Origin of the sequence: Centipeda flueggei ATCC 43531 (assembly GCF_000160695.1) — a bacterium.
Lineage (GTDB): Bacteria > Bacillota > Negativicutes > Selenomonadales > Selenomonadaceae > Centipeda > Centipeda flueggei.
In genome coordinates this window covers 370,952-394,782 of record NZ_GG694006.1, presented here as the reverse complement: position 1 = coordinate 394,782, position 23,831 = coordinate 370,952, and the positions used below count along the sequence as shown (strand labels likewise).

23 protein-coding genes and 1 pseudogene are annotated in these 23,831 nt (G+C 54.4%); 16 read left to right on the top strand and 8 right to left on the bottom strand.

Translation table 11 applies throughout. The features are described from left to right. Nucleotides 1-211: 211 nt before the first annotated feature. The 4 genes from HMPREF0908_RS01940 to HMPREF0908_RS01925 all read left to right on the top strand — a co-directional run bounded on the left by HMPREF0908_RS01940 (nucleotide 212) and on the right by HMPREF0908_RS01925 (nucleotide 3,952). Entirely contained in the window at nucleotides 212-1,903 is a 1,692-nt protein-coding gene (locus HMPREF0908_RS01940) for a bifunctional diguanylate cyclase/phosphodiesterase (RefSeq protein ID WP_006689740.1), read from the top strand. Continuing rightward, complete coding sequence (queF, locus tag HMPREF0908_RS01935) at nucleotides 1,903-2,394, top strand: preQ(1) synthase (protein ID WP_006689739.1); 492 nt, start codon at nucleotides 1,903-1,905, stop codon at nucleotides 2,392-2,394. The genes HMPREF0908_RS01940 and queF overlap by 1 nt, the downstream gene beginning before the upstream one ends. Continuing rightward, on the top strand, nucleotides 2,391-3,224 hold the full coding sequence (locus HMPREF0908_RS01930; RefSeq protein WP_006689738.1) for a pyridoxamine kinase: 834 nt from the start codon (nucleotides 2,391-2,393) through the stop codon (nucleotides 3,222-3,224). The genes queF and HMPREF0908_RS01930 overlap by 4 nt, the downstream gene beginning before the upstream one ends. Before the next feature lie 68 nt (nucleotides 3,225-3,292). Then, nucleotides 3,293-3,952, top strand: a complete 660-nt coding sequence (locus HMPREF0908_RS01925) for a TatD family nuclease-associated radical SAM protein (RefSeq protein ID WP_006689737.1) — start codon at nucleotides 3,293-3,295, stop codon at nucleotides 3,950-3,952. A gap of 53 nt (nucleotides 3,953-4,005) precedes the next feature. On the opposite strand, the gene thiT is transcribed toward HMPREF0908_RS01925, so the two are convergent. After that, nucleotides 4,006-4,659: an energy-coupled thiamine transporter ThiT gene (gene thiT, locus HMPREF0908_RS01920; protein WP_006689736.1), complete on the bottom strand. Its 654-nt coding sequence runs from the start codon at nucleotides 4,657-4,659 to the stop codon at nucleotides 4,006-4,008. A gap of 312 nt (nucleotides 4,660-4,971) precedes the next feature. Between thiT and pheS the strand changes: the two genes are divergently transcribed. Genes pheS through HMPREF0908_RS01905 form a run of 3 tightly spaced genes read left to right on the top strand, consistent with a single transcriptional unit; the run spans nucleotide 4,972 to nucleotide 8,721 of the window. Then, on the top strand, nucleotides 4,972-6,000 hold the full coding sequence (gene pheS, locus HMPREF0908_RS01915; protein ID WP_006689735.1) for a phenylalanine--tRNA ligase subunit alpha: 1,029 nt from the start codon (nucleotides 4,972-4,974) through the stop codon (nucleotides 5,998-6,000). 12 nt (nucleotides 6,001-6,012) lie between these two features. Next, on the top strand, nucleotides 6,013-8,448 hold the full coding sequence (pheT, locus tag HMPREF0908_RS01910) for a phenylalanine--tRNA ligase subunit beta (RefSeq protein WP_006689734.1): 2,436 nt from the start codon (nucleotides 6,013-6,015) through the stop codon (nucleotides 8,446-8,448). Between the two features lie 15 nt (nucleotides 8,449-8,463). Continuing rightward, nucleotides 8,464-8,721, top strand: a complete 258-nt coding sequence (locus HMPREF0908_RS01905) for a cell division protein ZapA (RefSeq protein WP_006689733.1) — start codon at nucleotides 8,464-8,466, stop codon at nucleotides 8,719-8,721. A gap of 45 nt (nucleotides 8,722-8,766) precedes the next feature. Here the strand turns inward: HMPREF0908_RS01905 and HMPREF0908_RS01900 are convergent, their stop codons facing one another. The 4 genes and pseudogenes from HMPREF0908_RS01900 to HMPREF0908_RS10520 form a co-directional block, all read right to left on the bottom strand. Further along, nucleotides 8,767-9,570, bottom strand: a complete 804-nt coding sequence (locus tag HMPREF0908_RS01900) for a TonB family protein (RefSeq protein WP_006689732.1) — start codon at nucleotides 9,568-9,570, stop codon at nucleotides 8,767-8,769. A 4-nt stretch (nucleotides 9,571-9,574) separates the two neighbouring features. Beyond that, nucleotides 9,575-9,982 (bottom strand): ExbD/TolR family protein, encoded by a 408-nt coding sequence (locus tag HMPREF0908_RS01895; protein ID WP_006689731.1) that lies wholly within the window; start codon nucleotides 9,980-9,982, stop codon nucleotides 9,575-9,577. Beyond that, entirely contained in the window at nucleotides 9,979-10,539 is a 561-nt protein-coding gene (locus HMPREF0908_RS01890) for a MotA/TolQ/ExbB proton channel family protein (RefSeq protein WP_083787516.1), read from the bottom strand. Before HMPREF0908_RS01890 ends, HMPREF0908_RS01895 begins: the two co-directional genes overlap by 4 nt. Nucleotide 10,540: 1 nt before the next feature. Further along, nucleotides 10,541-11,310 (bottom strand): annotated as a pseudogene (locus HMPREF0908_RS10520) (TonB-dependent receptor plug domain-containing protein); the annotation flags it as partial. Nucleotides 11,311-11,513: 203 nt separating this feature from the next. Between HMPREF0908_RS10520 and HMPREF0908_RS01880 the strand changes: the two are divergent. The 5 genes from HMPREF0908_RS01880 to HMPREF0908_RS01860 all read left to right on the top strand — a co-directional run bounded on the left by HMPREF0908_RS01880 (nucleotide 11,514) and on the right by HMPREF0908_RS01860 (nucleotide 15,883). After that, nucleotides 11,514-12,665, top strand: a complete 1,152-nt coding sequence (locus tag HMPREF0908_RS01880; RefSeq protein WP_040572328.1) for a PIN/TRAM domain-containing protein — start codon at nucleotides 11,514-11,516, stop codon at nucleotides 12,663-12,665. A gap of 23 nt (nucleotides 12,666-12,688) precedes the next feature. Continuing rightward, the gene (ispD, locus tag HMPREF0908_RS01875) at nucleotides 12,689-13,459 is read left to right on the top strand and encodes a 2-C-methyl-D-erythritol 4-phosphate cytidylyltransferase (RefSeq protein ID WP_040572327.1); all 771 of its coding nucleotides are present in this window, start codon (nucleotides 12,689-12,691) and stop codon (nucleotides 13,457-13,459) included. After that, nucleotides 13,456-13,932 (top strand): 2-C-methyl-D-erythritol 2,4-cyclodiphosphate synthase, encoded by a 477-nt coding sequence (ispF, locus tag HMPREF0908_RS01870; protein WP_006689725.1) that lies wholly within the window; start codon nucleotides 13,456-13,458, stop codon nucleotides 13,930-13,932. Before ispD ends, ispF begins: the two co-directional genes overlap by 4 nt. 18 nt (nucleotides 13,933-13,950) lie before the next feature. Further along, nucleotides 13,951-14,895 (top strand): nitronate monooxygenase, encoded by a 945-nt coding sequence (locus HMPREF0908_RS01865; RefSeq protein WP_006689724.1) that lies wholly within the window; start codon nucleotides 13,951-13,953, stop codon nucleotides 14,893-14,895. 79 nt (nucleotides 14,896-14,974) lie between these two features. Further along, complete coding sequence (locus HMPREF0908_RS01860; RefSeq protein WP_006689723.1) at nucleotides 14,975-15,883, top strand: hypothetical protein; 909 nt, start codon at nucleotides 14,975-14,977, stop codon at nucleotides 15,881-15,883. 40 nt (nucleotides 15,884-15,923) lie between these two features. Here HMPREF0908_RS01860 and HMPREF0908_RS01855 read toward each other — a convergent pair whose 3' ends face one another. After that, nucleotides 15,924-17,669 carry a nicotinate-nucleotide--dimethylbenzimidazole phosphoribosyltransferase gene (locus HMPREF0908_RS01855; RefSeq protein WP_006689722.1) on the bottom strand — a complete coding sequence of 582 codons (1,746 nt, stop codon included), beginning with the start codon at nucleotides 17,667-17,669 and terminating at the stop codon, nucleotides 15,924-15,926. Further along, a complete protein-coding gene (locus tag HMPREF0908_RS01850) occupies nucleotides 17,666-19,855 on the bottom strand; it encodes a Tex family protein (protein WP_006689721.1) in 2,190 nt (729 codons plus the stop codon). Before HMPREF0908_RS01850 ends, HMPREF0908_RS01855 begins: the two co-directional genes overlap by 4 nt. A gap of 196 nt (nucleotides 19,856-20,051) precedes the next feature. Here HMPREF0908_RS01850 and perR point away from each other — a divergent pair, with 196 nt between their 5' ends. Continuing rightward, nucleotides 20,052-20,492, top strand: a complete 441-nt coding sequence (perR, locus tag HMPREF0908_RS01845) for a transcriptional regulator PerR (RefSeq protein ID WP_040572326.1) — start codon at nucleotides 20,052-20,054, stop codon at nucleotides 20,490-20,492. A gap of 82 nt (nucleotides 20,493-20,574) precedes the next feature. On the opposite strand, the gene HMPREF0908_RS01840 is transcribed toward perR, so the two are convergent. Beyond that, nucleotides 20,575-21,033, bottom strand: coding sequence for an S-adenosylmethionine decarboxylase family protein (locus HMPREF0908_RS01840; protein WP_006689719.1), 459 nt, complete (start codon nucleotides 21,031-21,033; stop codon nucleotides 20,575-20,577). A gap of 324 nt (nucleotides 21,034-21,357) precedes the next feature. Here HMPREF0908_RS01840 and HMPREF0908_RS01835 point away from each other — a divergent pair, with 324 nt between their 5' ends. Genes HMPREF0908_RS01835 through mreD form a run of 3 tightly spaced genes read left to right on the top strand, consistent with a single transcriptional unit; the run spans nucleotide 21,358 to nucleotide 23,821 of the window. Then, on the top strand, nucleotides 21,358-22,392 hold the full coding sequence (locus HMPREF0908_RS01835; RefSeq protein WP_040572325.1) for a rod shape-determining protein: 1,035 nt from the start codon (nucleotides 21,358-21,360) through the stop codon (nucleotides 22,390-22,392). Then, nucleotides 22,389-23,330, top strand: coding sequence for a rod shape-determining protein MreC (gene mreC, locus HMPREF0908_RS01830; RefSeq protein ID WP_006689717.1), 942 nt, complete (start codon nucleotides 22,389-22,391; stop codon nucleotides 23,328-23,330). The genes HMPREF0908_RS01835 and mreC overlap by 4 nt, the downstream gene beginning before the upstream one ends. Further along, nucleotides 23,327-23,821 carry a rod shape-determining protein MreD gene (mreD, locus tag HMPREF0908_RS01825; protein WP_006689716.1) on the top strand — a complete coding sequence of 165 codons (495 nt, stop codon included), beginning with the start codon at nucleotides 23,327-23,329 and terminating at the stop codon, nucleotides 23,819-23,821. The genes mreC and mreD overlap by 4 nt, the downstream gene beginning before the upstream one ends. Nucleotides 23,822-23,831: the final 10 nt, after the last annotated feature.

Sequence of the window (23,831 nt, the reverse complement as noted above, 5' to 3'; positions counted from 1 at the left end):
ATAATAAAAAAGCACATACTTTTCAAGTCAATTTGCCAAAAGAATCTCGGGAATTATTCTGTGTCAGCAAGAAAGTACAGGGGAGTGATTGTCGGCGGCGGGGGCGTTTCTGTCCTGTGGATTGGTTGCATGGATGTTGGAAAAAGTATATAATACGGGGACAGACATTTCTTTTTGCATGTGACTGGGATAGAGAAAAGAGGCAAGGAATATGGCAGGAAAGAAGAAGATCCCGCTGAGCCCGATACTCAAACAAAACAAGCTCCTATTTGATTTGATGAAGAATACCAGCCCGGATTACCTCTTTATGATGGATCCAATTGCGGATGTGTTCCTTGCTTCGCCGGCATTTGTTCGTATCTACGATCTTCCGGCGGAGACATTGATGCATATTTCAGATCTTCTTTCGCCTCTTGTCGAGGCGCAGGATCGACAGGCGTTTACGGCGATATTTTCATCCTTGGCAGGATCGACAGAAGAGCGGGAGCGTTCGCTCAACTTTCGTATGCGTGATGCCAAGGGCGAATATGCATGGCTGCGTCTGAAAGGAAAGATTGGTGTGTCTGCGGATGGACAGCCGAATCTTTTCGTTGGGACGATCAGTCAGCTGGCACGGCGCAATCCGGCCGATGTCGTGACGGGGCTGCTCAATCGCTACCAGTTCATTGAGGATCTGGGAAATGCATTGCGTGAGGCACGTGAAACAGGGCGCGGCGGCGGACTGCTCGTCATGGGGATTGATAACTTCCGTACGGTTAATGAAGCCTTCAATCATGAGGTCGGTGATATTATTCTGCGTCAGATCTCAGAGCGTATTCTCCAAAATGTTCCGCGTCGCCTTGCACTCTATCGTCTGGACGGAGATGAGTTCGGTCTCATCTACCCAGGGGCAGATGAGGAGATGCTGCAGGAATTCTTTATTCGTGTCCAGCGGGAGTTTGCCCATCCGCAGGTCTATGACGGGCGTCAGTATCTTGTCACTGTATCGGCAGGAATGGTATTCTATCCGCAGTCGGCACGAGACCCACTTGTCCTGCATAAGTACGCACAGGCAGCACTGGATGCGGCAAAATCAGGAGGGAAGAACCGTCTGAGTGAGTTCTCCAAAGCCGTATACAATCGTTGGCTCCGCTCGCTGACGATACAGGAACAGATCCTCGAGGATGTCAAGGCGGGATGCCGTAACTTTGAGCTGTACTTTCAGCCGCAGATTGCAGGAGATGACCAGCATCTCGTTGGGGCGGAGACGCTTCTTCGCTGGAAAAACGAAAAGGGGAATATGGTTGCCCCGATGGAGTTCATTCGTATTCTCGAGGAGACCAAGACGATCGTTCCCGTCGGACGCTGGATCTTTGAGCAGGCCCTGCGCGTTTGTAAAGAGTGGCGGAAGAAGATTCCAGAATTCCGCATGAGTGTCAATATGAGTTATGAGCAGATTAAGGACCTTTCGTTCCTGGAGTTTGTCAAGGACTGTCTGCGGCGGCACGATATGCCGGCAGATGCAGTCGTACTTGAGCTTACAGAGAGCAAGATTATCAGCGACCTGAAATTTGTGAATGCACAGTTTGACTCATTCCGGATGCATGGCATCAAAATTGCCATGGATGATTTCGGCACGGGTTACTCATCGCTGTCTTCGCTTAAGAATTTGAACTGTGACATCATTAAGATCGATCGTGCGTTTGTTATGCGAATTCTGGATAATAATTTCGATCAGAAATTAGTCGAGTATACGGTGGATCTCTGCCACAGTATCGGTAAGACTACCTGCATTGAGGGCGTGGAACATCAGGATGAGTATGACTGCCTTGTCAGAATCTGCAAGACGGATACCATCCAGGGGTATTTATTTGGACGTCCCGAGCCGCAGGAGGCATTTGAGAAAAAGTTTTTGGGGATGTAATGGCACGAGAAAAAAATCAAGATGGACTGACATCCCTTGGGGCGCAGCGGACGGATTACGGTTACGATTACGCACCCGAGGCATTGGAAACCTTCCAGAATCAGCATGCAGATCATGACTACTGGGTGCGCTTTAACTGCCCTGAGTTCACGACGCTCTGCCCAATCACAGGACAGCCGGACTATGGGACAATCTACATTTCCTATATGCCGGCAGAGCGCATGGTCGAGAGCAAGTCATTAAAGCTCTATCTTGTGAGCTTTCGCAATCATGGGGATTTTCATGAGGATGTGGTCAATGTTATTATGAGAGATTTGATTCAGCTGATGGCGCCGAAATATATCGAGGTGCAGGGAAAGTTTCTTCCGCGCGGCGGGATTTCGATTGATCCATACGCGAACTATGGCATTCCAGGGACGAAATACGAAACACTCGCATGGGAACGCCTCTCTCAGCACGACTGCGTACCGGAACGGGTGGATAACCGTTGACGGCGCGGCAGAAACGGATTGCCCTCATCAATGATGTGACAGGATTTGGACGCTGTTCGGTGACGGTGCAGCTTCCGCTGATCTCCGCGATGCGCATCCAGGCATGCCCGCTCCCCACGGCAATTCTTTCCGTACATACGGGCTTTCCCAAGCACTATCTTGATGACTATACAGCGCATATGCGCCCCTATATGGAGAACTGGACGGAGAACGGTCTCGATTTTGATGCAATCCTTACGGGGTTCCTTGGCTCGGAGGAACAAATTGAGGTAGTATTGGATGCGGTGCATCGTTTCAAAGGCAGGGATACACTGATCATCGTCGACCCTGTGATGGGGGATAACGGCAGGCTTTATTCCTCTTATACACCCGCACTTTGTGCAAAGATGCGTCAGCTCCTGCCGCACGCCGATGTCGTGACGCCGAACCTTACGGAGGCGTGTCAGCTTCTCGATTTGCCGTATCCGGCAGACGGCGAGGTGACAGAGAACGAACTCTTGGTGATGGCAAAGCGGCTTGCTGCGATGGGACCGCAGGATGTCATCATTACAGGCCTCCATGCGGGGAACTGTGTGCGTACGTATCTCTATGAGGCTGGTGTTGGCAGTTCCTTTGATAACGTAAAAATAGGCCGTGACCGCTCCGGTTCCGGTGATATATTTGCAGCAATTGTTGCGGCATCCCTCGTGCGCGGCATCTCCCTCTCTGAGGGGGCGAAATGTGCTGCTGCCTTTATTGGGCATTGTCTTTCCTTTGCGGAAGAACTGGATTTGCCATGGAACTACGGGCTGCCCTTTGAGGAGTTTATGGGGGAACTGACAAAACTGTGAGTGATTACCAAAAATAAGCTGCCATATTGGCAGCTTTTCTCATTTCTGTGTATGATTAGGAGTATATTATGATTGTTTATGCGACCCATGCGGGCGGACGTTACCTGCCGATGGAGGCGAGCCTGCGCGAGCAGCCTGAGGGTAAGCGTGCCGTCTATATTAATATCACCAATTCCTGCAACTGTGATTGTGTCTTCTGCCTGCGCAGCATGAAAGAAATGGCGAAGGAGTCCTCACTCTGGATCGACCACGATCCGACACTTGCCGAGATCACGGAGCAGCTTGATCACCTGCCGTGGGAATACGTATCCGAGGTTGTATGCTGCGGCTTTGGTGAGCCGCTGATGCGTCTTGACACGGTGCTCGATGTACTGCGTCATGTCAAGAAGTATCATCCGCAGATACCGACGCGCGTCAACACGAATGGGCTTGGTGAGCTTGAGCACGGAATGGTCTTTGCACAGCGCTTTGCGGGACTGCTCGACACCATTTCCATCAGTCTCAACGCATCGAATGCCGAACGCTATCTTGCGCTCACGCGCTCGAAGTTCGGCATCGGCTCCTATGAGGCAATGCTCACTTTTGCCGAACACTGCAAGCCCTACATTCCCCATGTCGTTCTTACGGTCGTGGAGAAGGTGGAGAACGAGGAGGAGATCGCCCTCTGCCGTGAGATCTGTGCGAAGCGCGGGCTGACCCTGCGCGTGCGCACGTACGAGGACAGCTAAGGACTCACTGCTGAAATGTGAGGGCTGCCGGATATCAGCCATTCCCTAAGCCATTACAGCGTCAGCTTCGCCCCATAGAGCGGTGTTTGCCGATCCATGGCGGCGAGGAGGCGCGGCACGGGGAGTACGCGCAGCAGGATAAAGCAGATCACCGCCTCGGGGACGAGGTAGGTCGCATTGAACACGAGGGAATACAGATAAGGCGACATTCCCTCCGGCGCGTATGAACCGAAGAACACTGCCCCCGAGATAAAGTGGCAGGCGAAGCGTGCCGCAAAGGCGAGAGCAGCTCCCGCGAAGATCCGTCCCGGTAGGGCAGCAGCAATCGCGAGTGCCATATAGGGCAGCGGATAGTCGAAGAGCACCTGCAGGGGGTGCAGGATGAACGCATCCTGCATGAGGTTAATCATCCCGTAAAGGAAGCCTGCGAGGCAGCCAATGCCCGCTCCATAGCGGTAAGTGAGAAAGAGGAGGGGAATCATTCCGCCGATGGTGACGCTCCCGCCCTGCGGCATATGAAAGATGCGCAGCTGATGCAGTACGATTGTGAGTGCCAACATGAGCGCGACGTTGATGAGCATATGGGTAGTGAAGTGAATGCGGCGCGTCTGCAGATAGCCGAGGATCAAGATCAGAACAGCCAGCAGCGCAAAGAGACTGGTTGGCTTTGCAAGCAGCTCCGCAGAACTCCTGATCAGTGCGTCCATGAGAACCTCCTTGATGGATGAGGGAATGTATCGTGGTCGTTGTACCGTAGTACTGTACCGAGAAAACGGACTGAATGTACCGTCGATTCCTATAGCATACTATAAAAGAATCGCTTGTTCAATCATTTGGTCTGTTGCTGCCTGTAAAATTTTTGTGATCGTGAGGCGTGCTGTTCACGGGCACCACAGATATGTCAAATTATCCGCCTCTCATGGATTTTTTTACCTAAATATGGTACACTGAGAATTGTTTTTTCATCGAATCGACGGAGCGGCTCGGACCGTGACTTCGTGTGCATATAGGAGGATGTTATGGACGAAAAGATCAGAGAACTCAAGGCGCGTGCCCGAGCTGCGATTGCAGAGACGGCGGGCTCGCTGAGCGAGCTCAACGATATTCGCGTCAAAATTCTTGGCAAGAAGGGAGAGCTGACGACCCTTATGCGCAGCATGGGGGCGATTGCACAGGAAGAGCGGCCGCGCATCGGCAAGATCGTCAATGAGGCACGAGCCGAGCTGGAGGAACTGCTCGCAAAGAAATCCGCTGAGCTGGCAGACCGTGAACTTGCCGCAAAGATCGCAGCCGAGCAGATTGATGTTACCCTTCCCGGACGCACGGGAGAGGTCGGGCATCTTCATCCGCTCACGATTACGCTGAACCATATCAAGCAGATCTTCCTGCGAATGGGCTTTACGGTGGAGGAAGGCCCGGAGATCGAGACGGATTACTATAACTTCGAGGCACTGAATCTGCCGAAAGATCACCCTGCGCGCGATATGCAGGACTCATTCTATATCACCGAAGATATACTCCTGCGTTCGCAGACATCGCCGGTACAGGCACGTACGATGCAGAAGAATGAGCCGAATACGCCAATCCGCATGATTGCACCTGGACGCGTCTATCGCCGCGACTCCTACGATGCGACGCATTCGCCGATGTTCACGCAGGTGGAGGGGCTCGTCATCGACAAGGGAATCTCCTTTGCCGATCTCAAAGGAACGCTTGAGCTGTGCCTGCATGAGCTCTTTGACGCCGATGCCAAGGTGCGTTTTCGCCCGAGCTTCTTCCCGTTCACTGAGCCGTCCACCGAGGTCGATATATCCTGCTCCGCCTGCCATGGTGCGGGCTGCCGCGTGTGCAAGGGCACAGGCTGGCTTGAGATCCTCGGCGCGGGCATGGTGCACCCGAACGTCCTGCGCATGAGCGGCTACGATCCCGATGTAGTTTCGGGCTTCGCATTTGGCATGGGCGTAGAGCGCATCGCAATGCTCGCGTACGGCGTGGATGATCTGCGTCTGTTCTACGACAACGACGTGCGTTTCTTACATCAATTCTAAGGAGGCGGGACTATGCAGGTTTCCATTAAATGGCTGAAGGACTATGTGGATATTGATGAGACGGCAGAGGAAATCGCTGACCGTCTGACGATGGCTGGTGTTCCTGTGGAGCATATTGTGCGTGCGGATAAGGGACTGGAGAAGGTCATTACGGGGCGTATTGAGAAAATTACGCCGCATCCTGACTCGGATCATCTGCTCGTCTGCCAGCTGAACATGGGGGGCGATGCCCTCCTCCAGATTGTAACAGGTGCACAGAATGTGCGTGAGGGAAATGTGGTTCCCGTTGCCATGGTCGGTGCTGTCCTTCCCGACGGGAAGAAGATCTCAAAGGGGAAGCTTCGCGGTGTCGTATCCAACGGAATGATGTGCTCTGCGGGGGAGCTCGCGATGGATATCGAGGGACTGCCTGATGAACAGGTGCACGGCATCTACATTCTGCCGCCCGATACGCCTGTGGGGATTCCTGCGGCGCAGGTGCTCGGCCTTGACGATGTGGTGCTCGAGTTTGAGCTGACGGCCAACCGTGCGGACTGCTTCAGTGTGATCGGCATTGCACGGGAAGTCGCCGCGCTGACTGGCAGGAAGCTGCGTATGCCGTCGATTGAGGTGCAGGAATCGGCGGGCGTACGCGCTGCGGATCTCGTCTCCATTCACATCGACGACAAGGAGCTGTGCCGCCGTTTCTCCGCGCGTGTCCTGCGCGATGTGAAGGTCGCACCCACGCCCGCATGGATGGTGGATCGTCTGCGCGGTGCGGGCATCCGCTCGATCAACAATGTCGTCGACGTGACGAACTTTGTCATGCTGGAGCTGGGACAGCCCCTCCACGCGTACGACTACGACCGTATCGCAGGACATACGCTGACGGCGCGGCGCGCACACGCAGGGGAGCAGCTCCATACGCTGGATGATTCAAACCGCATCGCCGTCGGGGATGAGCTCGTCATTGCCGACAGTGAGAAGCCCACAGGGCTCGCCGGCATCATGGGCGGACTCATTTCCGAGGTCACAGATGCCACCACGGCTGTCGTCCTCGAGGCGGCGTCCTTTCATGGAGCGACCATTCGACGTACGGCGCGGCGCATTGGGCTGCACTCTGAGGCTTCTGGACGCTTTGAGCGCGGCGTAGATGAGACGGAGACCATTCGTGCTGTGACGCGTGCCGCACAGCTCCTCGCAGAGATGGGGGCGTGTACAGCAGCAGAGGGGACGATTGACATATATCCGGCACCGCGCGTCCCGACCGTGCTCACGTTCAGTGTGCGCGCCGTCGCGGAGCGCATCGGCGCGCACATCCCGGGCGAGTGGATGGCATCGGCACTGCGCTCCCTCGGTTTTACCATCGAGGAGCAGGGGGGTGAGACCTATCGCGTCGTCGTTCCCTCATGGCGCGGAGACGTGACGCTGATGGAGGACATCTCGGAGGAGGTTGCGCGGCTCTACGGCTTTGACAACATCGCATCGAAGATGCCGTCGGGGGCAGTTCTGCAGGGATCGGTCAGTGAGATGCAGGCGTTTGTCGATACCATGCGCGAGACCTTTGCCTCCCTCGGCATGACCGAGGAACTTTCGTTCAGCTTTACGAGTGAAACGGCTCTGGATAAACTCTGCGTACCGATGGACAGCCCTCTTCGTCGGGCAATTCCTATCATGAACCCGCTGACCGATGAGTATCCGCTTGTCCGTACAACACTCCTGACGAGCATTCTTGAAAATGCGGCACGCAACGTTGCCCGAAAGAATCTTGATTTGCGCCTCTTTGACATTGCCCCTGTCTTCTTCCCAAAGGCATTGCCCCTGACGGAACTCGCGGAGGAAAAGCTGAAGGCGGCAGGTCTTCTCACGGGGCGGCGCAGTCCCATTGCATGGGATACAGATAATACTGTGGTAGATTTCTACGATGCCAAGGGAGTCCTGGAACGCTTCCTTACCGTCATCGGTGTACAGAAATATACTGTGGAACGCGGTGAGCATTTTGCCATGCACCCCGGCAAGACCGCTTTTTTCAAGAAGGGGCGCGACGTGATTGCGGTTCTTGGTGAAATTCATCCGACGGTCGCAGCAAACTTCGGTATTGGACAGAACGTTTATGTCTTTGAGATGGATGCGGAGACACTGCTGCGCTATCGCAGGAAAAAGAGCACGATCAAGCCACTGCCGAAGTATCCGGCATCGGCACGTGATCTTGCCATTATCGTGGATGCTGATCTTACGACGGCAGAGATCGAGCGCGTCATTGCGAAGAAGGGCGGAAAGTACTTCCGTCATGCAACACTCTTTGATATCTACGCAGGGAAACAGGTCGGGGAAGGTAAGAAGAGCATGGCGTTCCATCTGCACTTCCAGTCCGATGACAAGACGTTGACCGATGAGGAAGTGGATGCTGCATTCGCCGCGATCCTGCAGGCGGTTGAGGAACAGCTTCATGCACAGCTTCGTGGATAAAGGCGGTGAAGGGCCATGACAGAGGAAAAAAAGACGACACAAAGGGTCGTCGTTGAGATGTTCGGGCAGACCTATCAGCTCAAGACCGACGAACCCGACCGCCTAAAGCATCTCGCGGCAGAATGTGACCGACGCATCAAGGAGATGGCTAAAAAAGCACGCAGCTTCGACGTCCAGCGCATTGCTGTACTCACCGTCCTGCAGCTGTTGGACGAGCATGAGCAGCTGCGGCGCGACTACGATGAGCTCGTGCAGCTTCTGGAAGAAAAATAAAAAAAGACGAGCTATGGGGAATGGTTTCCCATAGCTCATCTTTCTTTATTGAAGATAAAACCTGACGTTGCTGTCTATGATCTTTGTCGCGCCAGTGGGATTCGGATAGCTGCCGACGGCATACGCTGCTGCGACTGCCGCCTCGTCCAGTTCGCTGTGTCCGGAGGAGGAGCTGACGACGACACTCGTAATTGCCCCTGAGGCACTGATCGTTGTGGTGATCCCTGTCGTGCCCTCAAGGTGACGTTTCATTGCCATGTAGGGATATTGCTTGTTCGCATCGACCGCTGCACGGAATCCTGCCACATCAAATGGTGCGGTGCCTGTACCAGGTGCCGTACTGTCCCCTGATCCCTGACTTGCCCCCGCTCCGGCACCGGCGCCTTGTCCATCACCCGTGCTGTTGCCGCTGCCGTTTCCTAACCCCGCACCTGTGCCGCTTTCTCCGCCGCCGCTGGTGCCTGAGACAGAACCGCTTGGGGAGGATGATGCAGCGGAGGAATCTGTCGCTGATGCAGCAGGTGATGCCGCATCCGGTATGGTCACTGCATCCGGGGATGGGACGGCAGCTGTGGACGGCGTTATGGGCACCGGCATCTGCTGTACCGTCTCGACGCGTTTTGCAACCTCCTCTGCTTTTAGTGGCTCGGGGAAGAGACTTTCTGCACTGCCGCCGCCCTCATGCCCGCTGCCCTGGCTGAAATCCGAGGCCTGCAGATCGATCTCATAGACCTGCTGTTCCTGTTTCGCGACAACGGCACCAAGACCAATGGCAAGCAGGAGGAAGATGACGAAGTGGATGACGGCAGAGGTAATATAGGCTCTTCTCCATGAGAGATGCTGCTCCATAGACCTATCCCTTCTGCTGTGCGGCGATCGAGAGACGTTTTACGCCTGCCCCTTTGAGCATATCCATTACAGCGACCACCTGACCGTGTGCCGTGCGCTTGTCCGCCTGAAGGACGACCGCCGCATTCGGGTTTTCCTCCATGTGCTGCTTCATGATGGCTGCGGACTCTGTGATGCTTACGGGATGATTGTCAACGGTAATATGTCCCTCTTCGTCGATCGTCATGATGATGGGAAGCTGTGCCGGTGCCGTCGCCGTCTGCGCCTGCGGGAGCTGCACAGCAAGTGCCTTCTGGGCGACCGTCTGCAGACTGTTCATCATGAAGAAGACGAGCAGGAAGAAGATGATGTCAATCATCGGGATGATCATGAACTCAGGCTTCTTTTTGAGCCGATAATTGTTGAAATTCATTGTGCCGCCCAACTTTCTTTCTTCGCCGTGACAATCGTGGTGCAGAGACGCTCCGTGTCCGTGACAATCGCATCGAGCTGATGGCTGAAATAGGTGTAGACGCAGAAGGCGATGATCGCCACGCAAAGACCGGTTGCTGTCGCGACCAGTGCCTCCCCGACACCGCCCGTAATGGCAGCCGCACCGCCGCCCGCATCCAGAACGCTGAACGTCTGAATCATTCCTGTGACCGTGCCGAGGAGGCCGAGCAGCGGGGCAATCGTAACAATCGCACTCAGATAGTCGAGATAGCGGCGGAAGTTGATCGCCTCCATGGACATGCGGTCAGCGAATGCACCCTTCATTGATGCCTCCGTTCCTGCATTCTCCATGCCGCTCTCGACGATACGGCTGATGGCGGAGGGGAACTCCTGGACGAGCTTGGTGATGGTGCTCCAGTCCTTTTGCATGGCGGCGTGATAAACTCCCTGGAAGAATACCCGCGAGCCCTTACGGTTGATGCGGTAGTAGTAGAACCGTTCCACCGCAATTGCGATGGTAATCAGCGAGAGCAGCATCTGAGAGTGTGAGCGTTTTGTCTTTGCCCAGTGTAAATTCAGCACGCAGGCTCATCGGATTACGCTTGCCGTAATACTGCATAGATGTGCCGTCGCTGTCATAGAGAAAGGGCGCGGTTCTGCTCCATCCGTAAGAAAAGTCTACGTATGTACCATTGCCAAGGTTACCTGTGGAGTAGCCGATACTGTGGTTGTACTGACTCCCGCCTGCCTCAATTAAGGAGCCTTCAGTCGTCAGACGGATGCGCTTCTTATGTGAGATTTTCGTGACGATATTGATGACACCGCCGATGGCATCCGATCCATAGAGTGTCGTGCCCGCGCCGCGTATGACCTCAATATGATCTACGTCATCGAGACCAAGGCGGTTTACCTCGTCCGTCGCGCCGTAGAACTTGCTGAGACCACCTGCGAGCCTGCGCCCGTCGACGAGGATGAGCGTGTGGCGCGGGTCGGCGCCGCGGATGCTGACGGTCTTGCGTCCCATATTGTCCGTGCCATTTGGATGTCCTGTTCTGCTGCAAGTGCATCGGAGAGGGTTCGTGCCCCCTTGCGGTCGAGATCGGCACGGGAGATGATGGTCTTCGCCTCTGGTTCTTCCTTGAGCATTTCCTTATCGACATTCGCAGTCACGTAAATGTCATCGGTGGATTCCCTCGATGTTTCGGCAACGTCCTCCGAAGCGTATGCGATGGAGGAGTACAGACAGGTCAGTATTGTCACTGCTGCCGCTGCATATCCTGTATGGCGTAGTTTGCCGTGAAAAGCCACTGTTTGCTTATTTCTCCTTCTTGTCTTTTTTGAATAAGATTATCATTATACGGATAAAAATGTATATGTCAATAGGAAAATTCACTTTTATCTTGTCATGTCTGTTTTGACAATGGTATTTTTTTTTATTATACTGGATATGTTGAGAAGGGGTGTATTCAAGCCCGATTCTTGACCTTTTGGCTGAGAAGGGAGGTGAATTTTTGTTATTTGAACGAATTTTACGGTTCTTCATCGTGCTCATCACAGCAGTCGTTGGTGCAACCTTGTTTGAGCTGGCTGTTCCAACGGCAAATTCCTACTTTTCTGCGCCATTGTGGCGGATGGATCTCGGCATCTTTGATCTTTCACTTGCAGGACTGCTCTGCATCCTGTGCGGTACAATGCTCGGCGGCTTGATCGGTTATCCGCTCGCACCATTTTTTACGGAGCGGCTGAGAAGTCTTTCGATTTGGGTCGAGGGACAGCTCGCGAAGATGCCGACACGCGACGTGATTGCTGGGGCGATTGGGCTTTTTATCGGACTTATCATTGCACGCCTCTTGGGTGATGCATTTTCTACGATTCCCATCGTCGGCGATTACATTCCTATCGTGTTCAGCATAGTGCTCGGGTATCTTGGCGTTCATATTATGGTGCAGAAGCAGCAGGATCTGGCCGAGGTCTTTGACTTTGTTCCGCGTTTCCTGCGGGAGGTGATCCGTATGCGCCCGGAGGGGCGCTCCCCCGTTCCTTTGGTGGTACGGGATGGGCAGGAGAGCCGGCAGTACAAGCTGCTCGATACGAGCGTCATCATCGATGGGCGTATCGCTGACATCTGCGAGACGGGGTTTCTTGAAGGAACGCTGCTCATTCCGGTCTTTGTGCTTGAAGAGCTGCAGCATATTGCCGACTCGCCGGATTCGCTGAAACGCGTACGCGGACGGCGCGGTCTGGACATCCTTCAGAAGATCCGCAAGGAGTCGCGCATGAAGGTGGAGATCACTGAGGTGGACTTTGAGGACATCGCAGAGGTGGACTCCAAGCTCCTTCAGCTTGCACAGGAGGTAAGCGGGAAGATCATCACGAACGACTTTAACCTCAACAAAGTGGCACAGCTGCGCGGCGTCTCTGTGCTTAACATCAATGCACTGTCGAACGCAGTCAAGCCCGTGGCAATTCCCGGTGATCTGATGTCCGTGCAGATTGTCCGACCGGGCAAGGAACATGGGCAGGGACTCGCTTATCTGGACGACGGTACGATGATCGTTGTGGACGGCGGCTTCCGCTGTATGAATGAAGTGGTCCCTGTCGAGGTGACATCGGCGCTTCAAACCGCAGCCGGGCGAATGATTTTTGCAAAAATGGTGCGGTGATGGATGCACCTTGGGAGGCATGTATGGTAAGTGTAGTTTTTCCGGCGGCAGGGCAAGCGCATCGGATGCAGGTCGGTCTCAACAAGGTATTTTTAACCCTTGCGGGAAAGCCGATGCTGCTGCGGACGCTGCTGACTTTTTCCAAGGTTCCGGCTGTCGGTGAACTGATTATTGCCGTCGGTGCCGATGAGGTAGAGGCGGTCAAAGGGCTTCTCAGTCACGTCAAGGGACTTGCTCCCTGGCGTGTCGTCGAGGGCGGCACGGAGCGTCAATACTCTATCCGCAACGGACTTGCGGTTGTCTCGGAGGAAGCGGATCTTGTTCTCGTCCACGATGCAGCACGACCGCTCATCCGCCGCGAGACCATCGAGAAGCTGATCCGTGTCGTACGTGCAGAGGGAGCAGCGATTGTTGCTGTTCCAGAGAAGAATACGATCAAGATTGCTGCTGAGGATGGCACTGTCTCTGCGACGCCGCCGCGAAGAGCGCTCTGGCAGGTGCAGACACCACAGGGATTTCACAAGGAGATCCTGCTTGAAGCCAATCGGCGTGCCGATGCGGACGGTTTTCTCGGGACGGATGATGCGAGCCTTGTCGAGCGCATCGGCGTTCCTGTTCACATCGTTCAAGGTGAATACAGCAACATCAAGGTGACAACACCTGAGGACATGGTGGTCGCAGAGGCGATCCTGCGCAATGATATGGGTGCGGGGGAACTGATGAAGACCGCTGTGCATGAGGCAAAGCGGCTGCTCGGCGGTGTTGTCCGCCGGCGCAAGGGGGATGGCGTATGACCAGAGTCGGCATCGGCTATGATGTGCACCGTCTTGTGGAGGGGCGCAAGCTCATCCTCGGCGGTGTCGATGTACCGTATGAAAAGGGGCTGCTCGGACATTCAGATGCGGATGTCCTGCTCCATGCAATTTCGGATGCGCTCCTCGGCGCGGCAGCACTCGGGGATATCGGACAGCATTTCCCTGATACGGATGCGCGCTATGCGGGAGCAGAAAGCGGCACACTGCTTTCCGAGGTAGTGCGCCTCGTGCAGACTGAAGGCTATGCCATCGGCAATGTGGATGCCTGTATCGTAGCACAGGCACCGAAACTAATGCCTTATATTCCTGCGATGCGTGAAAATATTGCAGGCAGGCTGGGGGTTGCTGTCTCCAATGTTAATGTCAAGGCAACGACGGAGGAGCGTTTAGGGTTTACAGGCGCGGGCGAAGGAATGTCCGCCTATGCCATTGCAGGCATAGAACGAGTCTAATATATAGGAGGGATTCATATGGCAAATCAGCTGAAGGAACTTTTGGGGCTGGATGTTCCCATCCTGCAGGGCGGTATGGCGTGGATTTCGGAGGCGAACCTTGCTTCTGCGGTATCCAATGCGGGCGGTGCGGGCATCATTTCGACGGGCGGACGCACGACGGAGTACACACGCAATGAAATTCGCCGCTGCCGCAGTCTGACCGACCGTCCGTTCGGTGTCAACATCATGCTCATGGCGCCGAACAAGGAAGAGATCGTGGACGTAATCTGTGAGGAGAAGCCGGCGTTTGTCACGCTCGGCGCAGGCAATCCCGTTCCGTATTTTGAGAAGCTTCATGCTGCCGGGGTCAAGGTCATTCCGGTTGTGCCGAGTGTCAAACTTGCAAAGCGTGTCGAGGAAAAGGGAGCAGATGCGATCGTCGTCGAGGGAATGGAAGCGGGCGGACATATCGGTGTCCTTTCGACGATGCCGCTCATGGAGCAGGTTATCCCCGCAGTAGAGCTCCCAGTGATTATGGCGGGCGGATTCGGTGACGGACGCGGCCTCGCTGCAGCACTCCTCATGGGGGCTGCTGGTGTTCAGATGGGGACACGCTTTCTCATTGCGGAGGAGTGCGTTGTACATCCGAATATGAAGGAGAAGCTGCTCGCAGCAGTGGATACGGATACGATCGTGACGGGGATTACCATCGGCGGTGCGGTGCGCGGCATCAAAAATAAATTTTCTGAGGACTTTGTCGCGCTCGAGTACTCCGGCAAGGCGACAAAGCAGGAGCTTCTCGACCGTGCAACGGGGACGAACAAGCTCGCCGCCGTCGACGGCGATGTCGTAAATGGTATGATACAGGCAGGCGAGACGCTGACACTGCTGCGCAAGGTCGAGCCGGTTAAGGCTATCATCGACGGCATTGTGCGTGAGGCGCGTGAGACGCTTGCCCGTGCACAGTCGATTGCACTTTAGGGAATCGCTGATGCAATGCAGCCCGTCCAGATGACAGTGCTGAAATCATTCGTGCTTCCTTGGGAGGTAAAACAGGGGAATGGGAACTGATGAACTGACACGGATTCATGAACTTGCGAAGCGTGTCACGCTGCTCGAGAAAATGGTTCTGCGTCAGCAGAGCCGTATCGACGAATTGACGCAGCATCTGGAACAAGTGGTGCATGCAGAAGGACAGCCGCAGTACTTGTCAGAGGAAGAGAAAAATACAGATAACGGTACTCTGCACGAAGAAACGACGGCGCGAACACCTGTCTCAGTCAGTGATCTTCTCGATGAAGAAATGAAGCGTGAAATGGCGCGTGCCTATACGGGGGCATCATCTGCGCAGCCGACTGAGGCAAAGCATAAAAAACCGCAAACTGCCATGAAGCGAGCTGCGGGGAGCTATGCACATGCGACCGGCGGCAAAGAACCGGTGCAAAGCAATCAGGCGAAGCAGACGGAAGCTGCACGAAAGAGGTCAGCCGAGGCAACGCTTGCAGGAATTCCCCAGCACGAACTGCGTGAGCTGACGCCCGAGGAACGTGCGGCGGATTTTGTTCGGAAGTATAATGCCCTCTATGATGTGCCAGGGACGATGTTTCAGAAGAAGAAGGCACAGGATGACTTCATCAAAGAATTTGAAGTGCAGGGGATGCGCTGTACGAATATGCAGCTCCGCCACAGCCGCCCTGAGCTTGAGCCGCGTTTCGTCGCTGTGACACCAACGCGGGATGCGGATTACTGGGCAATGCCGCTTGGAAATAATCTCTTTGCTGTTGTTCCCAACCCCTTTCTTGTCTATGGGGAGGAGATGCATACGGCGGGGGGGATGCGCGAGGCATTTAACTCAAACTACCGTGCAGGAAATACCTATGGACGTTTTACGGTCAAAGAGCCGGCAACCTTCCAGTTCGGTACGATCGGCAAAGTTTTTAAGCGCGGTCAGCTTGAGGCAGAGATATAATGTTCAAAATAAAAATACGGCAGATCTCTCTGCCGTATTTTTATTGTTCCCGTACCTGCCGTCCTGCGCCTGCACCGTCGATGGCAACGGCGACGTTTGCCTCAGAGAAGGTCTTCATATCGTTGATGACGTGGAGGGCGGCGCGGACAATCTCAAGCCCGAGGAGACCGCCAATGCCTGCAGGCGCATCGATCTCTGCTGTAATCATATCGGGCAGAACGTGTAAGAGATAGGGGCGCAGCGCAGCATCCTCCGCACTGTAATCACGTGCGATGCGGTCGGCTGCAGCGTCACCCGGCAGGAGCAGTGCACCGCCCTCTGCACCCGCATGGAGTACCGCGCGGACAGCCGCCGTATGATCTCCAATGCTGCCGAGGATGAGGAGCAAATGCTCGGCTGCGATCCTGCGTGCAGCAGTGCTGATGTCCTGCGCATCTGCTGCTCCGGTGCAGAGGAGATAGACATCAATGCCGTTTCCCTTCGTCATTGCGGAGATGATACCGCACAGTGCAGGGGACATCTCCTCCGCATCAGAAATGATGAGCAGTGCCGCTTTTTTATCGACGGGCGGACATACTTGCCGCGTGATGCCGGCAAGCTGCACGGCGACACGCTCAAGGTAGCCGAGACTGTGAATTGGCTTTGCCAGATTGTCGAGTCGGTATTGGGCGTCATCCATGACGCTGCTGTCGGGAGCTGGGATGGGCAGTGCCTCTGTCGCTGTTTTTTGCGGCGGAATGGGAAGGATATCACACATCTTCACGGGAGTGTCGATTGTTTTCCATACCTTTAACATCTGTTCCAACATGCGCAGGGCAATCGATGCGCCTGCTGCCTCACTCAGACGTATATCGAGGCGCAGCATGGGTGGGAGTCCCATGCGCTGCAGGGCGTGGGGTTGGGAGTGCTCGGTCAGAGAGACGTGCGAGGCGAGGAGATAATGCACGCAGTGGGGGGCAATGGTGTGGGCAATGAGCGCTGCTGACGTGGTGTTCGCTCCGTCCAGAATAACGAGCATACGATGTGCGGCGGCACCAAGGATGATCCCGGCAATGCAGCCCAGTTCAAAGCCGCCGACTTTGGCGAGTACGTCGATGCCATCGCGCGGATCAGGATGATTGACGGCGAGGGCACGCCGTACAATGTCAATTTTATGCTGCAGTCGTTCGTCCGAAATGTTTGCTCCGCGTCCCGTAACTTCCTCGGGAGGGAGTCCCAGAATAGCGGCACTGATGGCGGCACTCGACGTTGTATTTGAAATGCCCATTTCACCGGGCAGAATGCAGTGGTCGCCGCGGGCAGCGCAGTCGGATGCAATTTGAATTCCTGTTTCGACGGCACGCACGGCTTGTGTACGTGTCATCGCTGGCCCCTTTGTCATATTTTCCGTACCGCGCGCAATACTTCGATGCAGGAGCCCCGGGATTGCGGATGTGTCAGCATTGACACCGAGATCGACAATGAGAAGGCGGGCATTCACGTAGTTTGCTGCGGCATTGGCGGCACCGCCATGTGCGATGAGGTAGTTGCACATCATGTTCAGTGTCGTCTCCGGCGGATACGCACTGACACTTTCAGCGGCGACACCATGGTCGGCGCAGGAGATGACAACACTTGTCTGCGGCAGAGGGGGATGCCGCTCACCCGTAATGTTGATATAGCGGAGGAGGGCGGTCATCAGTTTGCCAAATCTGATGTCCTGTACTGCCAGTACGGAGAAAGCAGAAGAAGCAGGGAGTGTTGCAGGGACTTTTATGGATGCGATTGTTTTTTCAAGAAGTGTCATGCGTGCTTTTTTTCCGCCTCCATGCGTTTTACTGAGAGCCCGATACGGCCGCGTGCCTCATCGATGCTGATGATCATGACGTCGAGAGTGTCGCCGACGGACAGAACATCAAGCGGATGGCGTACACGGTGACAGCTCATCTCCGAGATGTGGAGAAGTCCTGCCTGTTTCAGCCCAATGTCGATAAATGCGCCGAAGTCCGTGATGTTGCGGACGGTTCCGCGCATGATGGTACCGACGGCGAGGTCGGAGAGCTTGACGATATTCTGCCGCGTGAGCGGTGCGGGAAGATCCTTGCGCGGGTCGCGTCCCGGACAGGCGATTGCCTTTAGAATATCTGTAACGGTTGGAACGCCTGCATGGAGCTTCTGTGCCAGTGTCTGCGGACTGCTTTGTGCAGTTTTGCACGCCAATGTGGGAAACTTTGTGCGGTCGCCGAGATCACTCTCCTTTGCGCCGAGTTCGGCGAGAATACGGCGGGCAAGTTCATAGGATTCGGGGTGAATGGCGGTACTGTCAAGCGGCGTTTCACCGTCATGGATGCGCAGAAATCCGGCGCATTGGGTGAATGCAGCATCGCCAAGGCGCGGGACGCCGTGCAGGGCAGCGCGGTTTTTGAAGCGTCCATGCTTATTGCGATAGGTCACGATGTTCTTTGCAATTGCCGTATTAATGCCTGCGATACGCTTGAGGAGTGCCGGTGAGGCGGTGTTCAGATCAACGCCCACATGATTGACAGCATCCTCGACGGTAGCGTCGAGGGTATCCTTTAGTTCCTTCTGACTGACATCGTGCTGATACTGCCCAACACCGATTGCCTGCGGATCAATTTTGACAAGCTCCGCCAAGGGATCCTGTACACGCCGCGCGATGGATACGGCACCGCGTATCGTTACGTCGTAGTCCGGCAGTTCCTCCTTTGCCAGCGCGGAGGCAGAGTAGACCGATGCACCTGCCTCGTTTGTGATGAGATAGCGTACATCGCTCCATCCATTTTTGCGAATCAGTGCCGCAACGAACTGTTCTGTTTCATAGGATGCCGTACCATTGCCGATGGAGATCAGCGTGATGCCATATGCGGTGACGAGTTTTTCCACCGTCCTTGCCGCTGCCGCACGTGCGCCGTCACTCTGTGTCACCTGGATCACGCCGCTGTCGAGCACATTTCCTGTCGCGTCGACAACGGCCATTTTACATCCCGTGCGGTAACCGGGGTCAAGTCCGAGTACCGTATGCCCTGCGAGCGGCGGCTGCAGAAGGAGCTGACGCAAATTGTGCCCAAAAATGCGGATTGCCTTTTCTTCTGCATAGGCGGTTAGGCCGGCGCGCAGTTCACGCTCCAGTGCGGGGACAAGAAGACGCTTATAGCCGTCCTCTACAGCAGCGTGCAGTTCGTCGGTGAAAATTGATGGATGCTTATGGATGTGCCGCTCAATCCATGTTATGTTTTCTTCATGATCGATGCTGATGCGGACGGACAGGCAGCCTTTTCTCTCCCCGCGGTTTATGGCGAGAATGCGGTGCGAGGGAAGCGTACGGGCAGGCTCTCTGTAACCATCATACATGGCAAAGGTGCCGGCATCCTCTGCCTCGTGATGGAGTGTTGTTTCAAGGATGGCGCTGCGTTTGAAATTCTCACGTATGCTGCGGCGTACGCCTGCCTCGTCCATGATGATCTCGGCGAGAATGTCACGTGCACCTGCAATCGCGTCAGCAGAGGAAGAAATGTTCTTTTCCGCATCGATGAAGGCAGCCGCATATTCTTCGATGCTTCCTTTTGTCTCACGCTGCAGCAGCATGGCATCGGCAAGCGGGGCAAGCCCTCGTTCACGTGCAATGGAGGCACGCGTGCGTTTTTTTTGCTTATAGGGACGGTAGAGGTCCTCGAGCGTCTGGAGTTTTTCGGCCGTATCAATTGCTGTGCGCAGGTCATCTGTCAGCTTGCCCTGCTCCTCGATGTGCGCAAGGATTTCCTCCTGGCGTTTGACGAGATTACGAAGATACGTCAGACGCTCTTCTATGCGGCGCAGCAGTTCATCTTCAATGGAGCCTGTTGCCTCCTTGCGGTAACGTGCGATAAAGGGAATCGTATTGCCGTTGTCGAGAAGTGTGATGACGGATTCCACCTGTTTGGGATGAATGGACAATTCTTTTGCTATGGCTGCGGGAATATCGGAAATGCGCATGCTGTCCAGCCTTTCTCAATTTAATATATGCCATTATAACACGATTTTTTATGGACAGGAATAAATTACTGTTCCCATCGTATGATGAAGAAAGAAAAGGGAAGAAGGGACTATTGACATGAGTTTTGAGATAGAGTATTATAATACATAAATAATAATGATTTTAGATTTTTTGAAATGGGAAATAGGAATAATTATGCGTGAACGAACAATGCTGACCGTCGGTGAGGTAACAGATATTCTTCGCCGAAATAAAAAAAAGGTTACCCCTCAGCGGCTTGCCGTCTATGCGGCACTGGCGCAGACGACGGAACATCCGACAGCAGAGACGCTGTATAAGGAACTGCGTCCGAGCTATCCGACGATGAGTCTCGCTACGGTGTATAAATCCCTCGATGCGTTTTGTGAGATTGGAATTGTACGTGAACTGAATGTGGGTGAGGAGGCGTTTCGTTATGATGCGGACATATCCCAGCATCCGCATGTGCGGTGTATCTCCTGTGATACAGTTGCCGATGTACCGATATCCTCGATTCCTTCGTTGGATAAGAACGTGGCATCTGTGACCGGATATCGCATTGTTTCTCAGCAGATGTATTTCTTTGGCTATTGTCCGGCCTGCCAGAAAAAAATATAACAGTATAAAATTGAAACGTCCTCCGCAATCTGCCAAATGAGGTGGTAAACCTGCGGAGGACGTTTATTTTGTTCATGATCTGTTAACGTCGATTTCGACGGGCAAGAATACGGATAACCTTTGCCCCTGTACTTTTAATTTTTCGTATCGGTGCGACGCGTGTTGTCGTTTTTGGACGAATCTCTGACGATGAGCGGAAATCGCCGCGGCGCAGATGGGTGCTCTTCATTTTGTCCGGCTGGAAGATCCTGCGCATTGCATGGGTAACGGGATCGAGCGATACGTTCTCCTGACAAAGGTAGATGTCAAGTGATGCATGCCGAAGGTCAGGATGTACGTGGACAGCAATGTGCCCGTCCGGGAGGAGTGCCAGCAGAGAGATGTGTCCGCTGTTCTGCTTGCTGCTGATGATCTGCAGAGGGGTAAGGTTCAGCGTGCGGAGCGCTTCGGAGACGCTTTCCTGCAGAGTCTGCACACTGCCGCACCGATCGCCTTTGCAGTCGTAAAAATCCACGGTCAGCAGCCTCGATTGAATGTCCATCTGCTATCGTCTCCTCTTAACAGTGTTCCCTTGAGAAATCGCCGAGTTTATCAGCGAGTCCTTAAATTTATTATAGAGGAAACATAGGTCGTACGTCAAGGAATCCGGGAAGATTGTCTGAACTGCTATGCATGGGAAGAAAAGGGGATGAATATCGCTCTTTCCAAATAAAATCTCATGGAAAAAAATACCTTCTTATGCTATACTGATTCTGCACGTCTGTCGGCAGGAAAACTCTGTGCATATATTTGCCCAGGGAAAGAATCGGCCAAAGAACGGACTTATACAATGCTGCTTATTTTGCGGAAGGAGACTCCATTTACAATGTTTGGTCTTTTTGGTGGAAATGATATGGGGATTGACCTCGGGACGGCAAATACGCTGGTTCATGTCAAGGGACGCGGAATTGTTTTGCGTGAGCCCTCGGTGGTTGCGATAAAGAATGATACAGGCGATGTTCTCGCGGTGGGCGAGGAAGCGAAACAGATGATCGGCCGCACACCGGGGAATATCGTTGCGATTCGCCCGATGAAAGACGGCGTCATTGCCGATTTTGACGTGACACAGGCGATGCTGAAGTACTTCATCCGCAAGGCAATGCGTTCGAAGTCGTTCGTTCGGCCGCGTGTTGTGGTCGGTGTCCCTTCGGGGGTCACCGAGGTGGAGAAGCGTGCGGTCATTGACGCAGCGCAGCAGGCAGGGGCACGTGAGGCTTATCTCATTGAGGAACCGATGGCTGCAGCGATCGGTGCGGGGCTCCCTGTCGAAGAGGCGACGGGAAGTATGGTCGTTGATATCGGCGGCGGCACGACGGAGATTGCGGTAATCTCGCTCGGCGGTATTGTGACGAGCCGTTCCATTCGCATCGGCGGCGATGAGATGGATTCCTCAATTGTCCAGTACATCAAGCGTATGTATAATCTCATGATCGGCGAGCGTACGGCAGAGGAAATCAAGATCTCGGTTGGTACGGCAATTGTGACACCGGATACGGATCGCACGATGGACATCCGCGGACGTGATCTTGTGAGCGGACTGCCCAAAACGCTTACTGTTCATGCCAAGGAGATTCGTGAGGCACTGAATGAGCCAATTTACAAGATCATCGATGCGGTGAAGAACACATTGGAAAAAACGCCGCCGGAACTTGCTGCGGACGTCATGGATCATGGCATCATGATGACAGGCGGCGGAGCGCTCCTCATGAATCTCGACAAGCTCCTTTCTCATGAGACGGGGATGCCGGTTCTCGTTTCTGAAGATGCGCTCTCCTGTGTCGGTGAGGGGACAGGGCGTACTCTGGAGAACATCGGACTTCTCAAGAGTGTCGTTATGTCTTCGAAGAAATTGAAGCAATGATTGACCGACTCGAACGGGCAAGGCAGTCGGGACGCAAAATATGGGCACTGCTTTTTGTCCTTCTCGCACTCTTTTGCGTGATCTTCTTCGCTGCACGCGGTCGGTTTCAGGCCACTGCGTCAACGAGTACTGTGGGGACAATACTCGCTCCATTTGAGATGGCGTCCTCGTTTGTCGGACAGCAGATTCAGTCGATCTCGGCGAATCTCTGGGAGATCGCTACAGTGCACGAGCAGAACAAGATGCTCAAGAATGAAGTCGAGCAGCTGCGGCAGCAGAATACGACGGCGGCAGAGTATGCCGCTGAGAATGAGCGACTGAGAGAGCTTCTTTCCTACAAACAGGGAGCACATCAATTTGATCTGCTTGCGGCACGTGTGATTGGCAGAGATACGGCACTGTGGACGAGTATGATCGTCATTGACCGTGGCGCGAAGGACGGTGTACGTGAAAACATGCCGGTGGTGACGGGGAAGGGCCTTGTCGGGCATGTAACCGAGGTCGACCCTGTCTCCTCCAAGGTGCAGCTCATCCTCGATGCACGTTCCTCAGTTGGTACGTTGGTTCAGCGCGCTGAGTCGCGTGTGACGGGCATCCTAACCGGCACGATGGATAACCCCTATATGCCGCAGATGATCAATATTCCACGGAATGCGGACGTTGAAGACGGAGATGCTGTCGTTACGTCCGGGTTCGGGGGGATCTATCCGAAGGGAATTGCGGTTGGACGTGTTGCTTCACAGCACAGTGATGACAGTGGTCTCTTAAAAGTGGCAGTCATCGAGACGGCCGTGGACTTCCAACGCTTGGAAGACGTGGCGATCATCACGGCGTCACGGGAGGCTCCCCCCGAGCCGATTCAGCCGCAGCCGCTCAGCCCCGGGGCTGAGGCGGCAGCACAGATTTCGGCGGCGCAGACGAAGGCGGCGGCACCGTGAAGAAATATCGTCTTTTTGTCCCTTTCTTTCTGCTCCTTTTTGTTCTTCAATTTTCTTTTCTGCCGCTCATTTCCATCTATGGTGTTGTTCCAGACCTGCTGATCTTGGCGACGGTCTCCTTTTCCTTCCTGCGTGGGAGTGTGTGGGGGGCATTGGTCGGATTTTTTCTTGGACTGGTACAGGATCTCAGTACAGGCTCCTTTTTCGGTTTGAATGCATTTCTGCTGACCTTGATTGGGTTGTTTTTCGGGCGCTTTTCGGATCGCGTGCTTCAGGAGCAGTTCTTTTTCCCTATTACGGCATCCGTTGCTGCAACAGCGGCGAAATATCTGAGCTCGGCACTGGTCGTATATCTGCTCGGCTATCGCTTTAATTTGTTTCTGCATATGGGGCGCATCCTTTTGGTTTTGCTCCTCTTTCAGGTGATCTTTGCTTATCCGATTCACTGGGCAACGTTTCATCTGGAGCGACGCATACGCGAACGCAATTGATCGTTTTCTC

Bases quoted from the DNA above. Each gene is read 5' to 3' on its own strand.
- HMPREF0908_RS01940 (WP_006689740.1), top strand. From the start codon at position 212: ATGGCAGGAAAGAAGAAGATCCCGCTGAGCCCGATACTCAAACAAAAC.
- queF (WP_006689739.1), top strand. From the start codon at position 1,903: ATGGCACGAGAAAAAAATCAAGATGGACTGACATCCCTTGGGGCGCAG.
- HMPREF0908_RS01925 (WP_006689737.1), top strand. From the start codon at position 3,293: ATGATTGTTTATGCGACCCATGCGGGCGGACGTTACCTGCCGATGGAG.
- thiT (WP_006689736.1), bottom strand. From the start codon at position 4,659: ATGGACGCACTGATCAGGAGTTCTGCGGAGCTGCTTGCAAAGCCAACC.
- pheS (WP_006689735.1), top strand. From the start codon at position 4,972: ATGGACGAAAAGATCAGAGAACTCAAGGCGCGTGCCCGAGCTGCGATT.
- pheT (WP_006689734.1), top strand. From the start codon at position 6,013: ATGCAGGTTTCCATTAAATGGCTGAAGGACTATGTGGATATTGATGAG.
- HMPREF0908_RS01905 (WP_006689733.1), top strand. From the start codon at position 8,464: ATGACAGAGGAAAAAAAGACGACACAAAGGGTCGTCGTTGAGATGTTC.
- HMPREF0908_RS01900 (WP_006689732.1), bottom strand. From the start codon at position 9,570: ATGGAGCAGCATCTCTCATGGAGAAGAGCCTATATTACCTCTGCCGTC.
- HMPREF0908_RS01895 (WP_006689731.1), bottom strand. From the start codon at position 9,982: ATGAATTTCAACAATTATCGGCTCAAAAAGAAGCCTGAGTTCATGATC.
- HMPREF0908_RS01890 (WP_083787516.1), bottom strand. From the start codon at position 10,539: ATGCTGCTCTCGCTGATTACCATCGCAATTGCGGTGGAACGGTTCTAC.
- ispD (WP_040572327.1), top strand. From the start codon at position 12,689: ATGGTAAGTGTAGTTTTTCCGGCGGCAGGGCAAGCGCATCGGATGCAG.
- ispF (WP_006689725.1), top strand. From the start codon at position 13,456: ATGACCAGAGTCGGCATCGGCTATGATGTGCACCGTCTTGTGGAGGGG.
- HMPREF0908_RS01865 (WP_006689724.1), top strand. From the start codon at position 13,951: ATGGCAAATCAGCTGAAGGAACTTTTGGGGCTGGATGTTCCCATCCTG.
- HMPREF0908_RS01860 (WP_006689723.1), top strand. From the start codon at position 14,975: ATGGGAACTGATGAACTGACACGGATTCATGAACTTGCGAAGCGTGTC.
- HMPREF0908_RS01855 (WP_006689722.1), bottom strand. From the start codon at position 17,669: ATGACACTTCTTGAAAAAACAATCGCATCCATAAAAGTCCCTGCAACA.
- HMPREF0908_RS01850 (WP_006689721.1), bottom strand. From the start codon at position 19,855: ATGCGCATTTCCGATATTCCCGCAGCCATAGCAAAAGAATTGTCCATT.
- perR (WP_040572326.1), top strand. From the start codon at position 20,052: ATGCGTGAACGAACAATGCTGACCGTCGGTGAGGTAACAGATATTCTT.
- HMPREF0908_RS01840 (WP_006689719.1), bottom strand. From the start codon at position 21,033: ATGGACATTCAATCGAGGCTGCTGACCGTGGATTTTTACGACTGCAAA.
- HMPREF0908_RS01835 (WP_040572325.1), top strand. From the start codon at position 21,358: ATGTTTGGTCTTTTTGGTGGAAATGATATGGGGATTGACCTCGGGACG.
- mreC (WP_006689717.1), top strand. From the start codon at position 22,389: ATGATTGACCGACTCGAACGGGCAAGGCAGTCGGGACGCAAAATATGG.